At 61.2% G+C, this 19,111-nt stretch carries 18 protein-coding genes and 1 pseudogene; 8 read left to right on the top strand and 11 right to left on the bottom strand.

Translation table 11 applies throughout. The annotated features are described in order from the left end of the window. Window positions 1-35 precede the first annotated feature (35 nt). The 3 genes from AC1DLB_RS06035 to AC1DLB_RS06025 all read left to right on the top strand — a co-directional run bounded on the left by AC1DLB_RS06035 (window position 36) and on the right by AC1DLB_RS06025 (window position 3,102). Window positions 36-635, top strand: a complete 600-nt coding sequence (locus tag AC1DLB_RS06035; RefSeq protein ID WP_018926904.1) for a short chain dehydrogenase — start codon at window positions 36-38, stop codon at window positions 633-635. A gap of 92 nt (window positions 636-727) precedes the next feature. Then, window positions 728-1,393 carry a COG3650 family protein gene (locus AC1DLB_RS06030; protein ID WP_018926905.1) on the top strand — a complete coding sequence of 222 codons (666 nt, stop codon included), beginning with the start codon at window positions 728-730 and terminating at the stop codon, window positions 1,391-1,393. Window positions 1,394-1,488: 95 nt separating this feature from the next. Next, window positions 1,489-3,102, top strand: a complete 1,614-nt coding sequence (locus AC1DLB_RS06025; RefSeq protein ID WP_018926906.1) for an NAD(P)/FAD-dependent oxidoreductase — start codon at window positions 1,489-1,491, stop codon at window positions 3,100-3,102. 45 nt (window positions 3,103-3,147) lie between these two features. Here AC1DLB_RS06025 and AC1DLB_RS06020 read toward each other — a convergent pair whose 3' ends face one another. Beyond that, on the bottom strand, window positions 3,148-4,245 hold the full coding sequence (locus AC1DLB_RS06020) for a PLP-dependent cysteine synthase family protein (RefSeq protein ID WP_477743415.1): 1,098 nt from the start codon (window positions 4,243-4,245) through the stop codon (window positions 3,148-3,150). Window positions 4,246-4,492: 247 nt separating this feature from the next. Here AC1DLB_RS06020 and nhaA point away from each other — a divergent pair, with 247 nt between their 5' ends. The 3 genes from nhaA to AC1DLB_RS06005 all read left to right on the top strand — a co-directional run bounded on the left by nhaA (window position 4,493) and on the right by AC1DLB_RS06005 (window position 7,216). After that, window positions 4,493-5,680, top strand: coding sequence for a Na+/H+ antiporter NhaA (nhaA, locus tag AC1DLB_RS06015; RefSeq protein WP_064619923.1), 1,188 nt, complete (start codon window positions 4,493-4,495; stop codon window positions 5,678-5,680). A gap of 121 nt (window positions 5,681-5,801) precedes the next feature. Beyond that, complete coding sequence (locus AC1DLB_RS06010; protein WP_477743362.1) at window positions 5,802-6,983, top strand: S-type pyocin domain-containing protein; 1,182 nt, start codon at window positions 5,802-5,804, stop codon at window positions 6,981-6,983. Beyond that, window positions 6,980-7,216 (top strand): DUF7683 domain-containing protein, encoded by a 237-nt coding sequence (locus AC1DLB_RS06005; RefSeq protein ID WP_018926910.1) that lies wholly within the window; start codon window positions 6,980-6,982, stop codon window positions 7,214-7,216. The genes AC1DLB_RS06010 and AC1DLB_RS06005 overlap by 4 nt, the downstream gene beginning before the upstream one ends. An 83-nt stretch (window positions 7,217-7,299) precedes the next feature. Here AC1DLB_RS06005 and AC1DLB_RS06000 read toward each other — a convergent pair whose 3' ends face one another. Next, window positions 7,300-7,764, bottom strand: a complete 465-nt coding sequence (locus AC1DLB_RS06000; RefSeq protein WP_018926911.1) for an outer membrane lipoprotein — start codon at window positions 7,762-7,764, stop codon at window positions 7,300-7,302. Window positions 7,765-7,932: 168 nt separating this feature from the next. Between AC1DLB_RS06000 and AC1DLB_RS05995 the strand changes: the two genes are divergently transcribed. Next, window positions 7,933-8,169 carry a hypothetical protein gene (locus AC1DLB_RS05995; RefSeq protein WP_064619929.1) on the top strand — a complete coding sequence of 79 codons (237 nt, stop codon included), beginning with the start codon at window positions 7,933-7,935 and terminating at the stop codon, window positions 8,167-8,169. Window positions 8,170-8,174: 5 nt separating this feature from the next. Here AC1DLB_RS05995 and pdxH read toward each other — a convergent pair whose 3' ends face one another. From pdxH to dinG, 5 genes and pseudogenes are all read right to left on the bottom strand, one after another. Then, the gene (gene pdxH, locus AC1DLB_RS05990; protein WP_018926913.1) at window positions 8,175-8,822 is read right to left on the bottom strand and encodes a pyridoxamine 5'-phosphate oxidase; all 648 of its coding nucleotides are present in this window, start codon (window positions 8,820-8,822) and stop codon (window positions 8,175-8,177) included. Window positions 8,823-8,846: 24 nt separating this feature from the next. Further along, a complete protein-coding gene (locus tag AC1DLB_RS05985) occupies window positions 8,847-9,845 on the bottom strand; it encodes an OmpA family protein (RefSeq protein WP_064619932.1) in 999 nt (332 codons plus the stop codon). Window positions 9,846-9,958: 113 nt separating this feature from the next. Beyond that, on the bottom strand, window positions 9,959-11,104 hold the full coding sequence (locus tag AC1DLB_RS05980; RefSeq protein ID WP_258612615.1) for a serine hydrolase domain-containing protein: 1,146 nt from the start codon (window positions 11,102-11,104) through the stop codon (window positions 9,959-9,961). Window positions 11,105-11,369: 265 nt separating this feature from the next. After that, window positions 11,370-13,756: pseudogene (locus tag AC1DLB_RS05975) on the bottom strand (beta-agarase). Between the two features lie 96 nt (window positions 13,757-13,852). Next, complete coding sequence (dinG, locus tag AC1DLB_RS05970) at window positions 13,853-15,997, bottom strand: ATP-dependent DNA helicase DinG (protein ID WP_007935913.1); 2,145 nt, start codon at window positions 15,995-15,997, stop codon at window positions 13,853-13,855. A gap of 99 nt (window positions 15,998-16,096) precedes the next feature. On the opposite strand from dinG, the gene AC1DLB_RS05965 reads away from it, so the two are divergent. Continuing rightward, entirely contained in the window at window positions 16,097-16,561 is a 465-nt protein-coding gene (locus AC1DLB_RS05965) for a CopD family protein (protein ID WP_477784728.1), read from the top strand. Window positions 16,562-16,724: 163 nt separating this feature from the next. Here AC1DLB_RS05965 and AC1DLB_RS05960 read toward each other — a convergent pair whose 3' ends face one another. The 4 genes from AC1DLB_RS05960 to AC1DLB_RS05945 all read right to left on the bottom strand — a co-directional run. Next, window positions 16,725-17,483, bottom strand: coding sequence for a collagen-like triple helix repeat-containing protein (locus AC1DLB_RS05960; protein WP_064619944.1), 759 nt, complete (start codon window positions 17,481-17,483; stop codon window positions 16,725-16,727). Beyond that, window positions 17,476-17,754, bottom strand: a complete 279-nt coding sequence (locus AC1DLB_RS05955) for a DUF1145 domain-containing protein (RefSeq protein ID WP_018926919.1) — start codon at window positions 17,752-17,754, stop codon at window positions 17,476-17,478. Before AC1DLB_RS05955 ends, AC1DLB_RS05960 begins: the two co-directional genes overlap by 8 nt. 162 nt (window positions 17,755-17,916) lie before the next feature. After that, the gene (locus tag AC1DLB_RS05950; protein WP_477743360.1) at window positions 17,917-18,630 is read right to left on the bottom strand and encodes a PA1041 family peptidoglycan-binding anchor lipoprotein; all 714 of its coding nucleotides are present in this window, start codon (window positions 18,628-18,630) and stop codon (window positions 17,917-17,919) included. A gap of 90 nt (window positions 18,631-18,720) precedes the next feature. Next, on the bottom strand, window positions 18,721-19,111 hold a 391-nt coding region (locus AC1DLB_RS05945; RefSeq protein ID WP_477784727.1), incomplete at its 5' end, for an OmpA family protein.

The following is a 19,111-nucleotide window of genomic DNA, read 5'->3' as shown; positions in this document are numbered from 1 at the left end:
TAACTTTAAATCCAACCCACTTGAGGAACTACACGATGAAAATTCTGTTGATTGGCGCCTCCGGCACCGTCGGTTCGGCCATTGACCATGAACTGTCCCAGCGCCACAAAATCGTCCGTATCGGCCGTAAAAGCGGTGATTTCCAGGTCGACATCAGTGACAGCGCCTCGATCCGCAAACTGTTCGAACAGACCGGCAACTTCGATGCACTGATCTGCGCCGCCGGCAGTGTCAACTTCGTGCCGCTGGCCACCATGACCGCACAAGACTTCGAACTCGGCTTGCGGGACAAGCTGATGGGCCAGGTCAATCTGCTGCTGATCGGCCGGGAATTCGCCAATGACGGTGCGTCTTTCACCTTCACCACCGGCATCCTCAGCCACGATCCGATTCGTACCGGCAGCTCCGCGTCCCTGGTCAACGGCGCCCTCGACGCCTTCGTCCGTGCGGCGGCGATCGAACTGCCACGCGGTCTGCGCATCAACTCGGTCAGCCCGAACGTGCTGGTCGAAGCCATGGGGAGCTATGCGCCGTACTTCCGTGGTTTCAAACCGGTTCCCGCCGCCGAGGTGGCGCTGGCCTACGCCAAAAGCGTGGAAGGCCTGCAGACCGGCCAGACCTATCGCGTCGGTTAAACCGCCCCCCGTAGAGGCAACCGAGAACATCGCAGGGTTGTGATGAACGGTCAGGCTGAGTAACGTGGCGACACTTGTCTGGAGACTCAAAGATGCGTGTTGCCCGTTCCCTGGTACTTGTTGCCCTGCTTCCGTTGTTCGCCGCTTGCCAACTGCTCGATGGCCCACGGCAAAGTGCTTCCCATGTGGGCCAGACCCGCATGCAGGGCCAATTGACGGCGGCCGACGGCAAGCTGCTGTTCCAGCCGTGTAATGAGCAGCGCAGTTTCGTGGTCAATGACATCGGTGGCACCAGCATCCTGCAAGAGGCCGCGACCCTGGCCGATGATCAGGGCAAGCTGTTCGCCGATGTGCGCGGCCGGATCGTTGCCAGTGGTGCTGACAGCCAACTCGACCTTACGCAGCTGTACCGCGTCGAGCGCTCGGGCACGGCGTGCGACGATCCCAATTTCAAGCAGCTGATCCTGCGCGCCGCCGGCCATGGCCCGGAGTGGAACGTCAAGGTCAGTGGCAAGGGCATGATCGTCGACCGCGCTGGTCAGCCGCCCCTGGCCCTGCCGTACGTTGAAGAACAACTGGGCGATGGCCGCTTCAACCTCAGTACCGAAGCCAATAATCAGCGCATCGAGCTCTGGGTCGCGCCGCGACGTTGCGTCGACAGCAGCACCGGCAGCGTGCAGCACATGAGCGCCGAGTTGCGTATCGACGGCCAGGTGCAACGCGGCTGCGGGTATTTTGGCGGATCGCGTAACGACTGATCGTTTTAGCCTCACGGGAATCATCCTTTGAGGCTTATAATCGCGGGCTTCAAACGCCTTGGCGCAGTTGTGCGCCCCGCGAACCGGATCCCGCCATGTTACGAATCACCGAACTCAAGTTGCCGATCGACCATCCCGAAGAAGACCTGCGCCCTGCCATCGTGCAGCGCCTGGGCATCGCCAGTGATGACCTGCTCGACTTCACCTTGTTCAAGCGCAGTTACGATGCGCGCAAAAAGTCCTCCGAACTGTGTTTCATCTACACCATCGACCTCAACGTTCGCGATGAGGCGGCGGTGCTGCGCACGTTCGCCGATGACCGTAACGTCAACGTGGCGCCGGATGTCAGCTACAAAGTGGTCGGCCAGGCGCCGGCCGACCTGAGCCAGCGTCCGATCGTGGTCGGCTTCGGCCCGTGCGGGATCTTCGCCGGCCTGGTGCTGGCGCAGATGGGCTTCAAGCCGATCATCCTCGAACGCGGTACCGAAGTGCGCCAGCGCACCAAAGACACCTGGGGCCTGTGGCGTAAAAGTGTGCTCAACCCCGAATCCAACGTGCAGTTCGGTGAAGGTGGCGCGGGGACATTCTCCGACGGCAAGCTCTACAGCCAGATCAAGGACCCGAAATTCCTCGGTCGCAAGGTTCTGCATGAGTTCGTCAAGGCCGGTGCGCCGGAAGAAATCCTCTACGTCAGCAAGCCGCACATCGGGACGTTCCGTCTGACCGGTGTGGTGGAAAACATGCGTGAGCAGATTCGCGCCCTGGGCGGCGAAGTGCGCTTCCAGCAGCGGGTTACCGATGTGCTGATCGACGACGGCCAACTGGTGGGCGTCGAACTCCATGGCGGCGAACAGATCCATTCGAAGCACGTGATTCTGGCCCTCGGCCACAGCGCCCGGGACACCTTCCGCATGCTGCACGGCCGTGGTGTGTACATGGAAGCCAAGCCGTTCTCGGTGGGGTTCCGCATCGAACACCCGCAGTCGCTGATCGACCGCGCGCGCCTTGGCAAATACGCCGGCCACCCGAAACTCGGCGCTGCCGACTACAAACTGGTGCACCACGCCAAGAACGGTCGATCGGTCTACAGCTTCTGCATGTGCCCGGGCGGCACCGTAGTGGCGGCGACCTCCGAGCCGAACCGCGTGGTCACCAACGGCATGAGCCAATACTCGCGTAACGAGCGCAACGCCAACTCCGGGATCGTCGTCGGCATCACCCCGGAAGTCGATTATCCGGGCGGCCCACTGGCCGGCATCGAGTTGCAGGAACGCCTGGAATCCCACGCCTTTGTGCTGGGCGGCAGCAACTACGAAGCACCGGCGCAACTGGTCGGCGACTTCATTGCCGGCAAGCCGTCCACCGAATTGGGCAGCGTCGAGCCGTCCTACAAACCGGGCGTTGCCTTGGGTGATTTGGCCCTGGCCCTGCCGGCGTTCGCCATCGAAGCGATTCGCGAAGCCTTGCCGGCATTCGAGAAGCAGATTCGTGGTTACTCGCTGCACGACGCCGTGTTGACCGGGATCGAGACGCGCACCTCATCGCCGCTGCGCATTACCCGTAACGAGTCGATGCAGAGCCTGAACGTGAAGGGTTTGTTCCCGGCGGGTGAAGGCGCGGGTTATGCGGGCGGGATTCTGTCGGCGGGTGTAGACGGGATTCGGATTGCTGAAGCGGTTGCCCGGGATATCCTTGGCCTAGAAGCCTGACCCAGATGATCGTTCCCACGCAGAGCGTGGGAACGATCAAATATCTCAGATATTGGCGCGCAACACGCTGGCCGGCAGCGGCTCTCCGCGCTCAACGCTGGCCGCCACGGCATCCATCAGACTACTCAACTCATACCCCTGGGCCTTCAGCCAGGCCTGATCGTAATAGGTGTCGGCATAGCGCTCGCCGCCATCGCACAGAATCGCCACGATCGACCCCGACTCCCCCGCCGTCGCCATCTGCTGGGCCGCCATCAAGGCGCCGATCAGGTTGGTCCCGCTCGAACCACCCACCCGTCGCCCCAAACGTTGTGCCAGGTAATGCATGGCTGCCAGTGACAAGGCGTCCGGCACCTTGACCATCGCGTCGATGACTTTGGGCAGGAACGACGCCTCGACACGCGGCCGTCCAATGCCTTCAATCCGTGACCCGTGATCGAGGCGCAGGCTGGCGTCGCCGGTCTTGTAGTAATCGAAAAACACCGAACGCTCGGCATCGGCGCACAGCACACGGGTGCAATGCTGGCGATAGCGCACGTAACGGCCCAGCGTCGCGGTGGTGCCACCGGTGCCAGGGCTGGAAATCAGCCAGCTCGGTTCCGGGTGCTGCTCGAAGCGCATCTGATGGAAGATCGATTCGGCGATGTTGTTGTTCGCTCGCCAGTCGGTGGCGCGTTCGGCGTAGGTGAACTGGTCGATGAAATGCCCGTCGTGTTCGTGAGCCAGGCGCTCGGACTCAGCGTAAATCTGCGTCGGATCGTCCACCAGATGGCTCTTGCCACCGTAGAAAGCGATTTGCGCGATCTTTTCCTTGGACGTGCTCGCGGGCATCACCGCAATGAACGGCAAACCCAGCAGCCGGGCGAAGTACGCCTCGGAAATCGCCGTCGAACCGCTGGACGCTTCAATCACCGGCGCACCGGGTTTGAGCCAGCCGTTACACAGTGCATAGAGGAACAATGAGCGGGCCAACCGATGTTTCAGGCTGCCGGTGGGATGGCTCGACTCATCCTTGAAGTACAACTCGATGCCCGGCAACCCCGGCAGCGGCAAGGGGATCAGGTGAGTATCAGCGCTGCGCTGGAAGTCGGCTTCGATGATCCGGATGGCTTCGCGGGCCCACTGTCGGTTGTCGCTCATGATGGTTTTCTCGTTGAATCAGGCAAGAGTCGGCCTTGTCGCAAGGCTCAGTCCACAAGCTTAGGAAAAAACCTACATCACGCACAGATACAGCTGGGGTTCAATACGTCCGGCAACTGCTAGGCTCAGGCCTTTGCTGACCGGGCACGTTGTAACGGTATATAACAAAAAAGAATATAACTTTTGTTTTAACAACCAACGGTACGGGTTAGGGTGTGCCACCTTTTGAATTCATCGATGGAGAGCGACCTTGCCTCTGCGTAGCACGTTCACGCGTTTCTTTCAGTTGGAAGCTGCCAGCGGTCTGCTATTGATCGCCGCAGCTGTCCTGGCCCTGATCATCAACAATTCATCGCTGTCGTGGCTCTATAACGGCCTGCTGGACACCCCCGTGGTGGCTCAGATCGGCGCGCTGAAAATCGCCAAGCCATTGCTGCTGTGGATCAACGACGGCCTGATGGCCCTGTTCTTTCTGTTGATCGGCCTGGAAGTGAAGCGCGAAGTCCTCGACGGCCAACTGTCGAAACCGTCGCAGATCGTCCTGCCCGGCGCGGCCGCAATTGGCGGCATGGTGGTGCCGGCGCTGATCTACTGGTTCCTCAACCGCGATAACCCGTCCGCCCTGAGCGGCTGGGCCATCCCGACGGCTACCGACATTGCCTTCGCCCTTGGCGTGCTGGCCCTGCTGGGTAAACGCGTGCCAGTGTCGCTGAAACTGTTCCTGATGACCCTGGCGATCATCGATGACCTTGGCGCAATCATCATCATTGCGATCTTCTATTCCGGCGCTCTGTCGACCCTGTCCCTGGCGCTGGCCGCGGCCTGCATCGCGGCCTTGATCGGAATGAACCGACTTGGTGTGGTGAAACTCGGGCCGTACATGATCATCGGGCTGATCCTTTGGGTCTGCGTACTCAAGAGTGGCGTGCACGCGACGCTGGCGGGTGTGACCCTGGCCTTCTGCATTCCACTGCGCACGAAAAACGCCGAGCCTTCGCCGCTGCTGACCCTGGAGCATGCCCTGCATCCGTGGGTGGCCTACGGCATCCTGCCGCTGTTTGCCTTCGCCAACGCTGGCTTGTCCCTGAGCGGCGTGACCGTCGAAAGCTTCACCCATCATGTACCGATGGGCATCGCCGTCGGCCTGCTGTTGGGCAAGACCGTCGGTGTCTTCGGCCTGACCTGGCTGGCGGTAAAAATCGGCATCGCCGCCCTGCCCCAAGGCGCCAACTGGGGCCAGATTTTGGGGGTGGCGATCCTTTGCGGCATCGGCTTCACCATGAGCCTGTTCGTCGGTTCCCTGGCCTTCGTGCCGGGCGCCAGTGAATATGCCGGGATGGACCGCATGGGTATTCTGACCGGCTCGATCCTGGCGGCATTGATCGGTTATGCGGTGACGGCGGCGGCGAGCCGCAAGAGTGCTGCGCTGCCTTCCTGAACGATAGAGAACACTCTTAGCAACATTGAGGATTCGTCCTACAGTCACGATTAGCCACGTTCGTTAACGTCGCGCAGCCCCCTCTTTGGGGGTTGCCGATGGACGAGCGAAAGGACAATCAGTGGCTGGCCACAAGGACATCCCCCGGGTACAAAACCCACCGTCAGGTGACGGGCATCACGTCACTCACCGATTCATGACGGCCACCGAATTGGCCGAGCGTGATGCCAGACAAAACGCCCACGACGCCATGCTCGCAAGGCAGCAGGCCTTCGAAGACAGCGTTCTGGTCCCGACGAAAAAAGACGACGTTGCCCGCGCGGGATGCGTGTTCGCCAAGTCCTGCAAACTGCCCGATGCAATCATCGACTACACGAATCCCTCCGGCGTTGTTCCGACCGACAGCCTGAAAGACTACGGCGAACTGGTTCTGCTCGGCGCTCGCGAGGCCGATGAAAGCGGTGTCGTGCCGCTGAAGAAAATCAGTGGTACGGCCATTCCGGTGGGTTTCGGCAGCTTCGCCCTGAGTGGCCCAGCGTTCGCCGCATTACCCGCCGTCGCAGTCAGCACCGCTGCGGCCACCCTGGCAGGTCTGGTGGCCCTGGTCATGCCGTCGAGCCTTGGCGACAGCTCGCTCTACACCGAAGATCAATTGCGATCACTCAAACAGGCCCGCACTCGCGTTCGCCTCAGAGTCGAGCAACAGGCTGACGGCAGTCTCAAGGGATACGGTTTTTACACTGGTAAAAACCGTGACTGGGAGATGGTCGATGTCGTGCAGTTCACCTTGCGCGGCAGTCAGCAGGTGGCTGATCTCGGGGACGGCATTGAGCTGATCTGGATGCCGGCCGAGAACGGTTCAAGCACCCTCGGCATCCCCGCTTTGGAAGCTGCGCCACAAGCGCCGCACATCTGGGTTTACCCGCCGACGAAGGCGGCTGACAGCATCATCGTGAATCCGGTTTATCCGCCGGAGTACAAGGATTTCATTCTTGTGTTTCCGGCGGATTCGGGGGTGTTGCCGGTTTATATTGTGGTGAGTGTTGCGGACCACAAATATCATCCGGCGCCAAACGGGCTTACCGCTTTTCCTGATGCCACACCGGCAAAACAGAAGACTCGGGTCAAAGGTAGAGGCACCCGAATGCGCTGGAGAACGGCTGAAGGGCGAATTCTAGAATGGGATTATCAGCATGGAGCAGTAGAAATGTATGACAAACGAGGTCGCCATCTGGGTGAGTTTGACGCTGAAACAGGTAATCAAAACAAGCCGGCGGATCCGAAAAGAAGGATAGAACCGTGAACCACGTAATTTATGCTTTTGATAAAGAAACAGAAGCGCTGGTATTCGAAGTGCCTGTCCCGGCAGACGGCATTGCACAGCTGAGGGCGATAATGAGTTGGACTGAGGCTGAAGAAGAAATCTATGGCTATGACCTTGATTCCCAGCAGATAACAAAACTGGAAACATTAGTCGGTCGATCATTTTACGATCCACAATACGATTTTCAGCTCGGTTGTTATGCAAGCAAGTAAATGCTCTGGTTCAACTCCACAGCCCAAAAGAAAACCCCGACCAGCTCACCTGATCGGGGTTTTCTTTTACCCTACATTCCCGCTTAGTGCGAAACGCGGCTGGTCCCACCCACAGTGGAAATCCGCACACGCTCCCCCACACGGAACACTTCGTTTGGCTGAACTTCCTGCACGTAGGCGCGCATGCTGCCATCGTCTTCGCGCACGGTGATTTCGACGCCTTGAGTGCGGGTCAGGCCTTCTTCGGCAGCCGACCCCACCAGGCCACCCGCTACAGCGCCGATGACCGCTGCAACGATGCTGCCGCGACCACCGCCGACGGCGCTACCGCCGACGCCACCCACGACTGCGCCCGCAGCGCTGCCGATCGGGGTCTTGGTGCCTTCGATTTTCACCGGACGCAGGGATTCGATGGTGCCCATGCGAATCGTCTGCACGCGACGCGCTTCGTCACGGGAGTAGGAGTCACCGGTCAGGCTCGATTGGCAACCGGAGAGCAACATCGCCATCGTGGAAAAGGAAGCAACCAGCAAAACAGACTTACGCATAGCATCAAACTCCATAGGACAGGTATCCATTAAAACCCGCAGCTTGACGCCTGTCACGGCATCGCCCGGATAAAATTGGTTTCATTCAGGCCTGGTACAGGCACTTTGCGAACTCACCATACAGTAGCGTCACATTACGAAATCTGCGCCGCTGACCCAAGGAATATCATGGATTACTTCATCATTGTCGTCACGACCATCGCCGGTTTGTACTTCCATTGGTGGTTGTACGTGCGGATAAAACGCTGGGGGGACCGCGATCTGGCGTTGTCACTGGCGGGTAAAGACGAACAAAAAAGAGCCTTCATGCTCCAGCAACTGGCGAACGCTCAAGCGCAGAAGATCAAGCGTCGGGACCTGCCACAGTGGCTAGAGGCCGCTGCGGCAGGGTATCCCGATCGGTAGACCGTTTACGGGGCCAGGCGCTCACGCACCCAGTCAGCACCCTGCAAGCGGTAGTTGAGGCGATCGTGCAGACGGCTCGGACGGCCCTGCCAGAATTCGATGCGCTCCGGTAGCAAACGATAACCGCCCCAGTGTTCGGGGCAGTGCGGCTGGCTATCGCTGAAACGCTGCTCCGTGTCCTTGAGCAGCGCCTCCAGTTCGCCGCGATCGGCGATCACCCGGCTCTGGGGCGACGCCCAGGCACCGAGACGACTGCCCAGAGGGCGAACCTGGTAGTAGGCGTCGGACTCTTCAGGCGTGACCTTCACCACCCGCCCTTCGATGCGCACCTGGCGCTCCAGGGCCGGCCAGAAGAACGTCATGGCTGCAAATGGATTGGCTGCCAATTGCTGCCCCTTGTCGCTCTCGTAGTTGGTGAAGAAGGTGAAGCCCTGCTCGTCCAGGCCCTTGAGCAGCAGAATGCGGCAATGCGGCCGACCGTCCTGATCGACGGTGGCCAACGTCATGGCATTCGCCTCCACCGGTACCTGCTCGGTTTTCACCGCATCGGCAAACCACTGATGGAACAGTGCGAACGGCTCGGCCGGGGCTTGCGCCTCGGTCAAGCCATCTCGGGTGTAATCGCGACGCATATCTGCCAAGGGCCGGGTCATGGCGCATTCCTTTTGGTTAATGAATCACTGCTTTGTGGCATCGGTGGCGGTGGCGCTCTTCGAATCGACAGCGGCTTTAGCCGGAGCGGTCTTTTTCGCGGGTGCCTTTTTGGCTGGAGCCTTGGCGGCCGCTTTCTTGGCCGGTGCCTTTTTCTTCGACGAGGCAGCGGTTTTTTTCGCAGCCGGTTCCGGGGTCACAGGCTTGGCCACTGGCTTGACGTCTTGCGCGACGACTTTGGTTACCGGTGCCGGAGCCGGCATATTGTACTTGCTCAGCAGCGCGGCCATGGTGTCTTGCGGCGTCAACAACAGCTCGACGCGACGGTTCAAGGCGCGACCTTCAGCACTGTCGTTGGCGGCGCGCGGTGCGTCACCGCCCATGCCGCGCAACATCAGGCGATCACGCTGCAGACCGCTGAGACGGAAGATCGCTGCCACCGCCTGGGCGCGTTCCTGGCTCAGTTTCACGTTGGCCGGTGCGGCACCCGACGTATCACTGTGGCCGAGTACCAGCACGGCAGTCTTTGGATCGGCTTCGAGGATTTTCGCGACACGGGTGAACGGAGCGAGGGTCACCGGCAGCAGCATGGCCGGGCGGTCCGGGTTGAACGAGCCTTCCACCGGAGCCGTGACGACCAGCACATTTTCACGGCGCTCGAGTTGCAGGTTGCTGCCCTTGACCGCCTCGCGCAGGCGCGGCTCATAGTCGTCAAGCCAGGCTTGGGTGATTTTCGGATCGGGCATCGGCACGGCTGCTTTGGCAGTGCTGGTGCTCTGCTCCTTACCGCCGAACGGCCACCACCATTTGCCTCCGGCATCGGCTTCAGCCTTGGCGACGGGTACTGCGGCAGCTGGTTTCAGGGGTGCCGGGGACGGGGACGGGGCGGGTTCTTTAGTCGCGACCTTGTCGGATGAACCGAACGGCCACCAACTGCTGCCACCTGCGGCATCATTTTGTGGGGTTTGTGCACAACCGGTGATAGCGAAGCACAGGGCCAGGGCGAGGGTTTTATTGGACGACATTGGGTATCCACAAAATGAGGTAATGAAAAGTCAGCCGGGGCGCCCCCGGCTAAACAGACGCTTTGAAACCACAAAGGCTTTCGGGTTCCAGCCCTGGCCCCCTTAAGCGTGATTTACAGACAAGTGGCCAGTACTCGCACAAGCTTTTGCGCTCGTGGATCCATCAAGACGTACGGCCCCAGCGTATTTGTCACAAAACCGAAGGCCACATCATGTTCCGGATCAGCAAAACCGATGGAGCCGCCAGCACCCGGGTGACCGAACGCCCGTGGGCCGAGGCCGTAGGTGGCGTTGGGTACGTCCGGTTGATCGAGCATGCAACCCAGACCGAAGCGGGTCTGGGTCAATAAAGTCTTGTCTTCGCCAACGCTGTGTTCGCGGGTCAGCTCGTCGAGCATTTCGCTTTCCAGCAGGCTGCCATCGAGCAGTCCGGCGTAGAAACCGGCCAGGCTGCGGGCGTTGCCGTGGCCATTGGCGGCCGGCTGCTGCATGCGCCGCCATTCCGGTTTGTTGGTGCTGGTCATGATCGACGGCGGGTTGGTGAAGGCCCGAGTGGTCATGGCCGTCGGTTCGCGCATGGTCACCTGCAGCAAGCGCTGGGCCGCGACATCGCCGACGTTGCCCTTGCTGCGGGCGATGTGCGCCACGCGATGGAACTCTGAATCGGCCAGGCCGACGTGGAAATCCAGCCCCAAGGGCTTGGCAACCCGCGCCACGATGGACTCGCCCGGCCCACGACCGTCGGCGCGCCGCAGCAATTCACCGATCAGCCAGCCATAGGTGATTGCCGCATAACCGTGACCTTGGCCCGGCGTCCACCAGGGTGCTTCGGCGGCCAAAGCATTGACCATGGTCTGCCAGTCGTAAAGTGCCTCAGGAGGCAGCAACTCGCGCAAGGCCGGCAGACCCGCCTGATGGCAGAGCAAGTGGCGCAGCGTCACGGATTCTTTACCGGCGGCGGCAAATTCGGGCCAGTAGCGGGCGACCGGGGCATCGAGTTGCAGCTTGCCTTCAGCCACCAATTGCAGCGCCGTCACGGCGGTGAAGGTTTTGGTGCAGGAGAACAGGTTGGCGATGGTATCGCTGTGCCAAGCCTCATGGCCGTCCTTGTCGGCGGTACCGGCCCAAAGGTCGAGGACGGTTTCACCACCGATCCGGATGCACAACGCCGCGCCGCGTTCCTGAGGATCGTCGAACAGCGCTGCAAACGCTTCACGCACCGCTTCGAACTTAAGCTCGTAATGACCCTGAATCTGCACCCGCAACTCTCCCGGATAAACGCTCTACAAAGTGGCCCGCATTGTTCCAGCCCTTGAGGGATTTGGGAACAGGATCGGGTCGGATGGTCGCCCGGTTATGGAAATGCCGCAGACATCAACGATGCGATCCCCGTGACGAGGGGGGCTTGCCCCCGTTCGACTGCGAAGCGGTCGCAAAAACCTGTATTTGCGGTGCATCTGTAGGCATGGGGGCCGCTTCGCGGCCCAACGGGGGCAAGCCCCCTCGCCACAGGTGTATCAGGAATCAATGGCCATTGCCCGAATGCCCACCCGCATGCCCTGCGCCCTTGCCCGGGCCTTTGCCTGCCTCGCCCTTCCTGCCACCCTCGACATCGTGACTGGCTTTATCCGCCTCAGCGCTGGCCTTCTCCGCCTCTTTGCCAAGCTGATCGATGATCTGCACATTGCTTTTACGCACACTGTCGACAAAGCCTTGGAACGGCAAATCAGTAATACCCACCAGACCGAAGTGCCCGTTCTCGCCATCCAGCAGACGACCGGTCACCGGCTGGTCGAGGTACTGGAACCAGTGCACCCCGACAATCGACGGTTCGCTCATTGCCTGTTTGAGGAAGTGAGCGTAAGCCGTGCCGCGGTCTTCCTCCTTCGCCAATTGCGTCACGCCACCCCAGAACGGGCCCCGATCTGCCGTGCACAGGACTCGACTGCCTCCGGGGAACTGACGGCAAAGCGACCACCCAGCAACAACTGGTTCGGCGCGTGCCATTTGAGCGAATCGGAAACGGTCTTGAAGTAGGTGTCGGCGAAGACCTTCTGGAAGTATTTGAAGTCGGCTTCGATTTCCGGGTGTTCGGCGCTCGGCTCCGGCGGCACGAAGCCTGGGTCTTCCATCAACTCCCAGGCAGGCAGATCAATGCCCCAGGCTTTCGACAACCCCGCCTGGTTGCGGTACTTGTCGCGCAGTTGCTTGAGGAAGGCGCGTTTGGCCGGCACGTCGGTGGTCATTTTCAAGGTGCCGTAGGCCAGCGCATAGCGGGCCTTCGGGTCATCGCCGGGACCGGCCCAGGCCAGTTCGTTGTCGGCGAAGTAACCGATCAGCCACGGATCGTCGCGATGGTCGCGAGCGGCGATGGCCACGGCGCGTTCGGTGGCCATGGCGAAACGCGGATCGAACGGGTCAGGCATGCCGCCCCACCAATCGGTGCCAGTGCTGATGCTGGCGTAATCGCCGACGATCGATAGCGGCAAGGTGTACGGCACACGGTCAGCGTTACCCAACACCGGTGCGCTCCAGTTGCCGAGGGTGTTGAACCCCCAGGCTTGCAGGCGATCGAGGGTATGACTGGCCCAGCGTTGTTCGTCGACAGTTACTTTGCAGGGTTCGGCGGCCGCCTTTTCGACCGTCGCTTCAACAGCCCCGGTCTTGGCCGCCTCGGCAACACCGGCTCCAGACTCGGTAGGCGCAGGCGCGGCTGATTGCTCGGCGGCCTTTTCAGCCGTCGCCTCTACCGCCTCGGCCTTGGCTGCTTCGGCAACACCAGCCTTAATGTCTCCGCCCGGTGCGCAAGGTTTGCCGTACAGCCGCTGCAGGTTGGCGCCATAAAAATCGTACCAACGACCGGCGTTGTAGGCTCGGCCCTGATCAACACCGTTGCCGCCACGGTTATCGCCTTCGCCATAGTGACTGGCCAAGGGTTCGTCGGGTTTAGGCAGGGACTCGAACATCCACTCGCGCCCGGCGACGTAGGTCTGGTTGACGCTCGGGGTCACGGTGTTGACGCCGAGGGAATAGAACGGATGCCCTTCCGGAGTCACCAGGTACCAGCGGCCATCACGCTTTTCGGTGCGGAAAAAGCCGCTGGCCTTGAACTCTGGGCCTTTGTTCAAGCCGCCGAACTTGTCCAGAGGCGCCTTCTCGCGCTCCGCCAGCCAGGTTTTCAGTTGTTGCTGCTCTTTGCCAGCGGAGGATTTCAGTTGTTCGTCGCTGCTGATCTTCTCCGGCCATTTGGCCCGGGTCGATTGACCGTAAGCGTCCACCAGGCCGCCATAAGCGGCTTTGGTCACGGCCTCGCCGTCCTGCACGCCGAAGCGCTCGAGCAGAATGCTTTGGGCGACTTTCGGCTGATCCATCGACAAGGTCACCGACACCACCTGGCTACGGTCCAGCTCACCGGTACTGCTGGCCAGCAATACACGCTGCCCTTCGAAATTGATCGGCATCGGCGGGCCGGCTTTCATGCCCTGGCTCAGCGGTGAACTCGGCTGCAGCGGTACCAGTAAGGTCTGCGCCGGGCCGGCCGGCAGATCGACACGGCTGACCAGAGTCTTGCCGTCGTTACTCTGGATTTTCACGTACAAGGTCACGGCCCAGTTCATCGCGCTCTGGATCCGCAGGCTCATGACGCCCGACTGCGACCAGTCCCAGGCACCGGTCTGCGGTGTCAGGCGCAAGGTCGTCTGGGCAGCCGGGTTGAAGGTCACGCGACGCAACACTTCACCTTCGGCCGTTTGCTCCGCATTGGATTGCGGCAGGCTGGCGTCCTGGGTCGCCACCTGAACCACGTCGGCGGGACGCACAAAGTTGAACAGCGTCTGCTGGCCGGCGGGGGCCGCCAGCAAAGGGGCTGCGAACATCAAGGCAAAAACGGCGGGCAACGAACGGCGAATCATAAGAACGTGGTTCTCCCTAACGACCATCAATGGGCCAGTGGAAAGGCAGTGGCAGTGAGGTAGACAACGCGGTGGGCAAATTTGCCCACCGGCGCATCAGGAAATTTCACGACGAAATGGCGGCAACGCATTGAGAATAGCTTTGCCGTAGCGCTGTGTGACCAAACGACGGTCAAGCAAGGTGATGGTGCCGCGGTCTTCTTCGGTTCGCAGCAGGCGACCGCAGGCCTGGACCAGTTTCAACGAGGCGTCCGGCACGGAGATTTCCATGAACGGATTGCCGCCACGGGCTTCGATCCACTCAGCCAGCGCGGCTTCGACCGGATCGTCGGGCACCGAGAACGGGATCTTGGCGATCACCACGTGCTCGCAGTAGGCACCGGGCAAATCCACGCCTTCGGCAAAGCTCGCCAGGCCGAACAGCACGCTGGAATCCCCGCCATCGACCCGCGCCTTGTGCTTGTTCAGGGTTTCCTGCTTCGACAGGTTGCCTTGAATGAACACTTGCTTGCGCCAGTCGCGATCCAGCCCGTCGAACACGTCCTGCATCTGTTTGCGCGAGGAGAACAGCACCAGGGTGCCACGGGAGCCCTCGACCAGTTCCGGCAAGTCGCGAATGATCGCCGCCGTATGGGCCGGTGCATCGCGCGGGTCGGCTTTCAGGTCCGGCACCCGTAATACGCCGGCGTCGGCATGATGGAACGGGCTCGGGACCACGGCGGTCACGGCGGTTTTCGGCAGGCCGGCGCGCATGCGGAAACGGTCGAAGGTGCCGAGAGCGGTCAGGGTCGCCGAGGTCACCAGCGCCCCGTAAGCCACGTTCCACAAGTTGCGCCGGAGCATTTCCGCCGCGAGGATCGGGCTGGCATTGACCTCGATGTCGAACAGCGAACCGCTTTCGGCCAGCGTCAGCCAACGGGCCATGGGCGGGTTATCTTCCGGGTCTTCGACGGTGAAGGCGGTCCACAACTCCCAGTTTCCCGAAGAGCGCGACAACAGGCTGCCGAACAGCGGATACCACTCTTCGGCCTGGTTGCTGGCGATGCCAATGTTGACCTCGCCGTCCATGCCTTCCTTGAGCAGTTCGGTAAGCCGGGTGAACAGGTCGGTCAGTCGGGCAAAGCCCTTCTTCAACTCGATGCCCATCTCACGCATATGTTCGGGAATCACCCCGCCGACGAAACGGTGACGCGGCCGCTCGCGACCTTCGACGTCTTCGCCGGGCTTGAAGTCGGCGACTTGCTCACAGGCACTGAACATGAACTGCTGCTGGGTCTTGATCTCCCGGGCCAGTTCCGGCACCTGTTCGATCAACTTGCCCAGATCCCCCGGCAGCGGGTGTTGGGCGAGCAATTTGGTGAGGTTCTTGGCGGTGGTCTCCAGCCAGTCGGCGGTGGAGCGCAAGCGTGTGTAATGGGCGAAGTGGCCGATGGCCTTGTCCGGCAGGTGATGACCTTCGTCGAACACGTAGATTGTGTCGCGCGGGTCCGGCAGAACCGCGCCGCCGCCCAGGGCCAGGTCGGCCAGGACCATGTCGTGGTTGGTGACGATCACGTCGACCTTGCCCATGCCTTCGCGGGCCTTGTAGAAGGCGCACTGGCCGAAGTTGGGGCAATGGCGGTTGGTGCACTGGCTGTGATCGGTGGTCAGGCGCGCCCAGTCGGCGTCTTCGAGCGCGGTGGACCAACTGTCGCGGTCGCCGTCCCACTTATTGCCGGCAAGTTTCTCGATCATGCTGGTGAACAGCTTCTGACTGGCCTCATCGACCTCGATCTTGAAGCCTTCTTCTTCGAACAGCTGTGCGGTAGCGGTTTGCGCGTGACCTTCCTGGAGCAACATGTCGAGCTTGGACAGGCACATGTAGCGCCCCCGCCCCTTGGCCAGGGCGAAGCTGAAATTCAGCCCGCTATTGCGCATCAGGTCGGGCAAATCCTTGTAGACGATCTGTTCTTGCAGGGCCACGGTGGCCGTGGCGATCACCAGACGCTTGCCAGCGGCCTTGGCGGCGGGGATCGCTGCCAGGCTGTAGGCCACGGTTTTGCCGGTACCGGTGCCGGCTTCCACCGCGACAATCGCGGGGTCGCCACTGCGCCGGCCTTCGTCGTCGGTGTCGATGTCACCGAGGACTTTGGCGATTTCGGCGATCATCAGGCGTTGGCCGTAGCGTGGCTTGAGGCTCTTGGCTTCGAGAAAACGCGAGTAGGCGCCCTGGATCGTGGTTTTGAGTTCAGTGCTGATCATTGATTGTCGGGCGCAAAAAACGCTGGATAAATTTTCAGTGGTTCGGATCGGCCGCTATCATACCCCGCTAATTAATCCCGCGCAGAACGGAGTACCCCAATGACACCTTTTGGCATCGTTTATACCCTGCATGTCCTGGCCGCCCTGGTCTGGGTCGGCGGCATGTTTTTCGCCTGGATGGTCCTTCGCCCCGCTGCGATGAAGGCGCTGGAAGGCCCTGCCCGGTTGAAGCTGTGGGTGGAAGTGTTTCAAGGTTTTTTCCGCTGGGTCTGGGTCGCGGTGGTGCTTTTGCCGATCAGCGGTGTGGGCATGATTCATTTGCAGTTCAYCGGGTTTGAAGCGGCACCGCGGTATGTGCAGGCGATGATGGGATTGTATGTGGTGATGACCGCGTTGTTTATCCGGATTCAGGCGTTGCTGCTGCCGGAACTGCGCACGGCGGTGGCGGCTGAGGATTGGCCGACGGGCGCGGCGACGCTGGGCAAGATTCGCCGGTTGGTAGGGATTAACCTGATGGTCGGGTTGGTGCTGGTGGCGATTGCTGCGGCTCGGCCGATGTTCTGAGCAATGCATAGTCTCTGTGGCGAGGGAGCTTGCTCCCGCTCGGCTGCGTAGCAGTCGTAATCGATCACTGCGCACGTTCTGAAAGAACAGGGTCGCCGGCTTTGGGGCCGCTTCGCGACCCAGCGGGAGCAAGCTCCTTCGCCACAGGGGTTCTCGGTCGTTCTTACAACCGCTGAATGCTCACCGAGCCTGCCGCCCCGGCAGGCCCAGGCTGGCCATCGGCACCGGGGCGACCGCTCTTGCCGCCATCGGCTTTATAGACAATGCAGCCCTTGGCCTTGCCGCCCGCCCCCGGTTTGCCACCCGGTCCGGCCGCGCCACCGACTCCGCCCGCCACCTCGACCTTGATCTGCTCCGCCGGATAGTCACGCGGCACTTCCAGTCGAACCAGCGCCCCCGGCGCACCGGGTTGGCCGTCGCTGCCGTCACTGCCATCGAAGCCGCGACCGGCCTGGCCCCAGGTGCAACCCGGTGCTTGGCCGTTGGCCCCGTCAAGACCGACAAAACCCGGGGCGCCCGCGCCACCGCGAGCGTCTACCGACAATTGCGGCGCCTTCAGCGCTTTGATCTGCAAATTCAGATTGCGCCCGGAGCGGGCAGCCTTGAGATAAGTCCCGGGGGCGCCCCGCGCGGTGATCTGGCTGCCTTCGGCCAACTCGGCCCGGCTGACCTTCAACGCCAGAGCCTGTTCGCTCGGCACAATGGCGATCCGCGCTTCGCGTCCCAGGTGCAGCTCGCCGACCGTCACTTCGGTCACGTTCGAGGGAATCAGCAAGGTGCCGTAATCGGCGACTTCCAGTCGTTCCAGTTGCAGGGAGCTGGCGGTGTTGGGCAAGCGCATCAGCGAGTTGGTTTCAACACTCACCACCTGAGCGCAGGCCAATGGGCTGATGAGTGCGGCGAGCAGACAGAGTTTACGCATGGGAAGCCTTCGCAGTGGCCGGGGCCGGAATGGTTTGCAGGTGGAAAACGCCGAAAAAGACAATCTTCAGGCGATCACGCCAGGGGTGGGCTCGACCTTTGAGGCTGCGATTGCAGAACACCAGCTCCAGAAGATGAGCCAGCGCCAACAGGCTGCCAGCCAGATCGACCAACAGGTGCAGTGGACGAACAAACGGTATGAGCAGATTGACCAGCACCACCAACCAGAACAGCAGGGTCAACAACTTCCCCAGCCCCCAAAACACCTTCATACGCTCCCCCGTCGAGAATTATTATTTGCACGCACCATAACGGCTTACACGCGGGATAAGCCAGAGGGCAACGGAAAATTCTTCCGAAAGGCATCGAATGGCCGCCGGGTCAACCTTGACGGCCATCCGACGGCTCTATCACGGGCCTCTTGATCACGGAGCCTAGCGATTGATGTGCAACTCCACACGACGGTTTTTTGCCCGCCCTTCTTCCGTATCATTGTCAGCCACCGGCTGGGTTTCACCCCGTCCTTCGCTGGTGAGTTTGTTCGGCGCCAGCCCCCGGCTCAACAGGTAGGCCGCCACGCTGCTGGCACGACGTTCCGACAGCTGCTGGTTATAGGCGTCCGAACCCTGACTGTCGGTATGGCCGACGACCTTGACGCTCACCACATCGGCACTCTGCAATTTGGGCATCAACGAATCCAGCTCGCTGCGTGCCTCGGGCGTCAGGTCGGATTTGTTGTACGCGAACAACACATTACTGCTCAGCGTGATGACTTCGGATACCGGCGGTTCAGCAGGTTTTACGCTGGCCGGATATTGCGGTAGCGGGCAACCGTGATGATCGACAGGTGTATTGGCAGGCGTATCGGGGCAACGATCGCGTCGATCGAAAACACCATCACCGTCCTCGTCGCCATCCTGGGCGTAACAGACCAAGCCACCGGTCAAGATACCGAGCGCCGCTCCACCTGCCGCCCAACCGCCACTTTCGATCGCGCCCAGACCGCCGCCAACCAGTCCGCCAATGACACTGCAGATCGGCCAGGTACGTTGATTCAAGGGGGCGGTGCCATCGCTGTGAGTCGCGCAGCCGGTCAGAAGACTACCAAGCAGTAGAACCGGCAAGACGGTCCTTGTGAGAACGCTCATTGTGAATGCTCCTGTGTCACCGGCCCATACCGGTCACACAGGAGTAAAGACCCGCATCCGCGACTGCACAAGCCGCGGAATACAAGGGGGTTAGCGGTCGATTTTGATTTCCGTACGCCGGTTCAGCGCACGGCCTTCAGCGGTTTTGTTATCGGCCACCGGCTGGCTTTCACCGGCACCGGTCACAGACACGAAACTGCTGCGTGGCACGCCTTGGGAAATCAGGTACTCCACCACCGAATGGGCGCGTTTGTCCGACAGTTTCTGGTTGTATTTATCGCTGCCGRCGCTGTCGGTATGACCGGTCACGGTCAACCGGGCGCTGGCGGGCTCCTGTTTCAGGCGCGTAGCAACGGTGTTGAGTACCTCTTTATCGGAAGGAGTGAGCTTGGACGAGTCGAACTGGAAGTGAACATCACGGATAACGATGACTTCTTCCTTGACCACCGCCTTCTCTTCGACCACCGGCGCAGGCGCGGGT

The sequence above is a fragment of the Pseudomonas sp. 05N434 genome, assembly GCF_056396965.1.
This window is presented reverse-complemented; position numbering and strand designations above follow the sequence as displayed.

What these genes read in the sequence shown, in the direction of transcription:
- AC1DLB_RS05985 (WP_064619932.1), bottom strand. Translation starts at nt 9,845, where the DNA reads ATGTCGTCCAATAAAACCCTCGCCCTGGCCCTGTGCTTCGCTATCACC.
- AC1DLB_RS05995 (WP_064619929.1), top strand. Translation starts at nt 7,933, where the DNA reads ATGGATTACTTCATCATTGTCGTCACGACCATCGCCGGTTTGTACTTC.
- AC1DLB_RS06000 (WP_018926911.1), bottom strand. Translation starts at nt 7,764, where the DNA reads ATGCGTAAGTCTGTTTTGCTGGTTGCTTCCTTTTCCACGATGGCGATG.
- AC1DLB_RS05960 (WP_064619944.1), bottom strand. Translation starts at nt 17,483, where the DNA reads ATGCGTAAACTCTGTCTGCTCGCCGCACTCATCAGCCCATTGGCCTGC.
- AC1DLB_RS06030 (WP_018926905.1), top strand. Translation starts at nt 728, where the DNA reads ATGCGTGTTGCCCGTTCCCTGGTACTTGTTGCCCTGCTTCCGTTGTTC.
- AC1DLB_RS05955 (WP_018926919.1), bottom strand. Translation starts at nt 17,754, where the DNA reads ATGAAGGTGTTTTGGGGGCTGGGGAAGTTGTTGACCCTGCTGTTCTGG.
- dinG (WP_007935913.1), bottom strand. Translation starts at nt 15,997, where the DNA reads ATGATCAGCACTGAACTCAAAACCACGATCCAGGGCGCCTACTCGCGT.
- AC1DLB_RS05950 (WP_477743360.1), bottom strand. Translation starts at nt 18,630, where the DNA reads ATGAGCGTTCTCACAAGGACCGTCTTGCCGGTTCTACTGCTTGGTAGT.
- AC1DLB_RS06025 (WP_018926906.1), top strand. Translation starts at nt 1,489, where the DNA reads ATGTTACGAATCACCGAACTCAAGTTGCCGATCGACCATCCCGAAGAA.
- AC1DLB_RS06035 (WP_018926904.1), top strand. Translation starts at nt 36, where the DNA reads ATGAAAATTCTGTTGATTGGCGCCTCCGGCACCGTCGGTTCGGCCATT.
- pdxH (WP_018926913.1), bottom strand. Translation starts at nt 8,822, where the DNA reads ATGACCCGGCCCTTGGCAGATATGCGTCGCGATTACACCCGAGATGGC.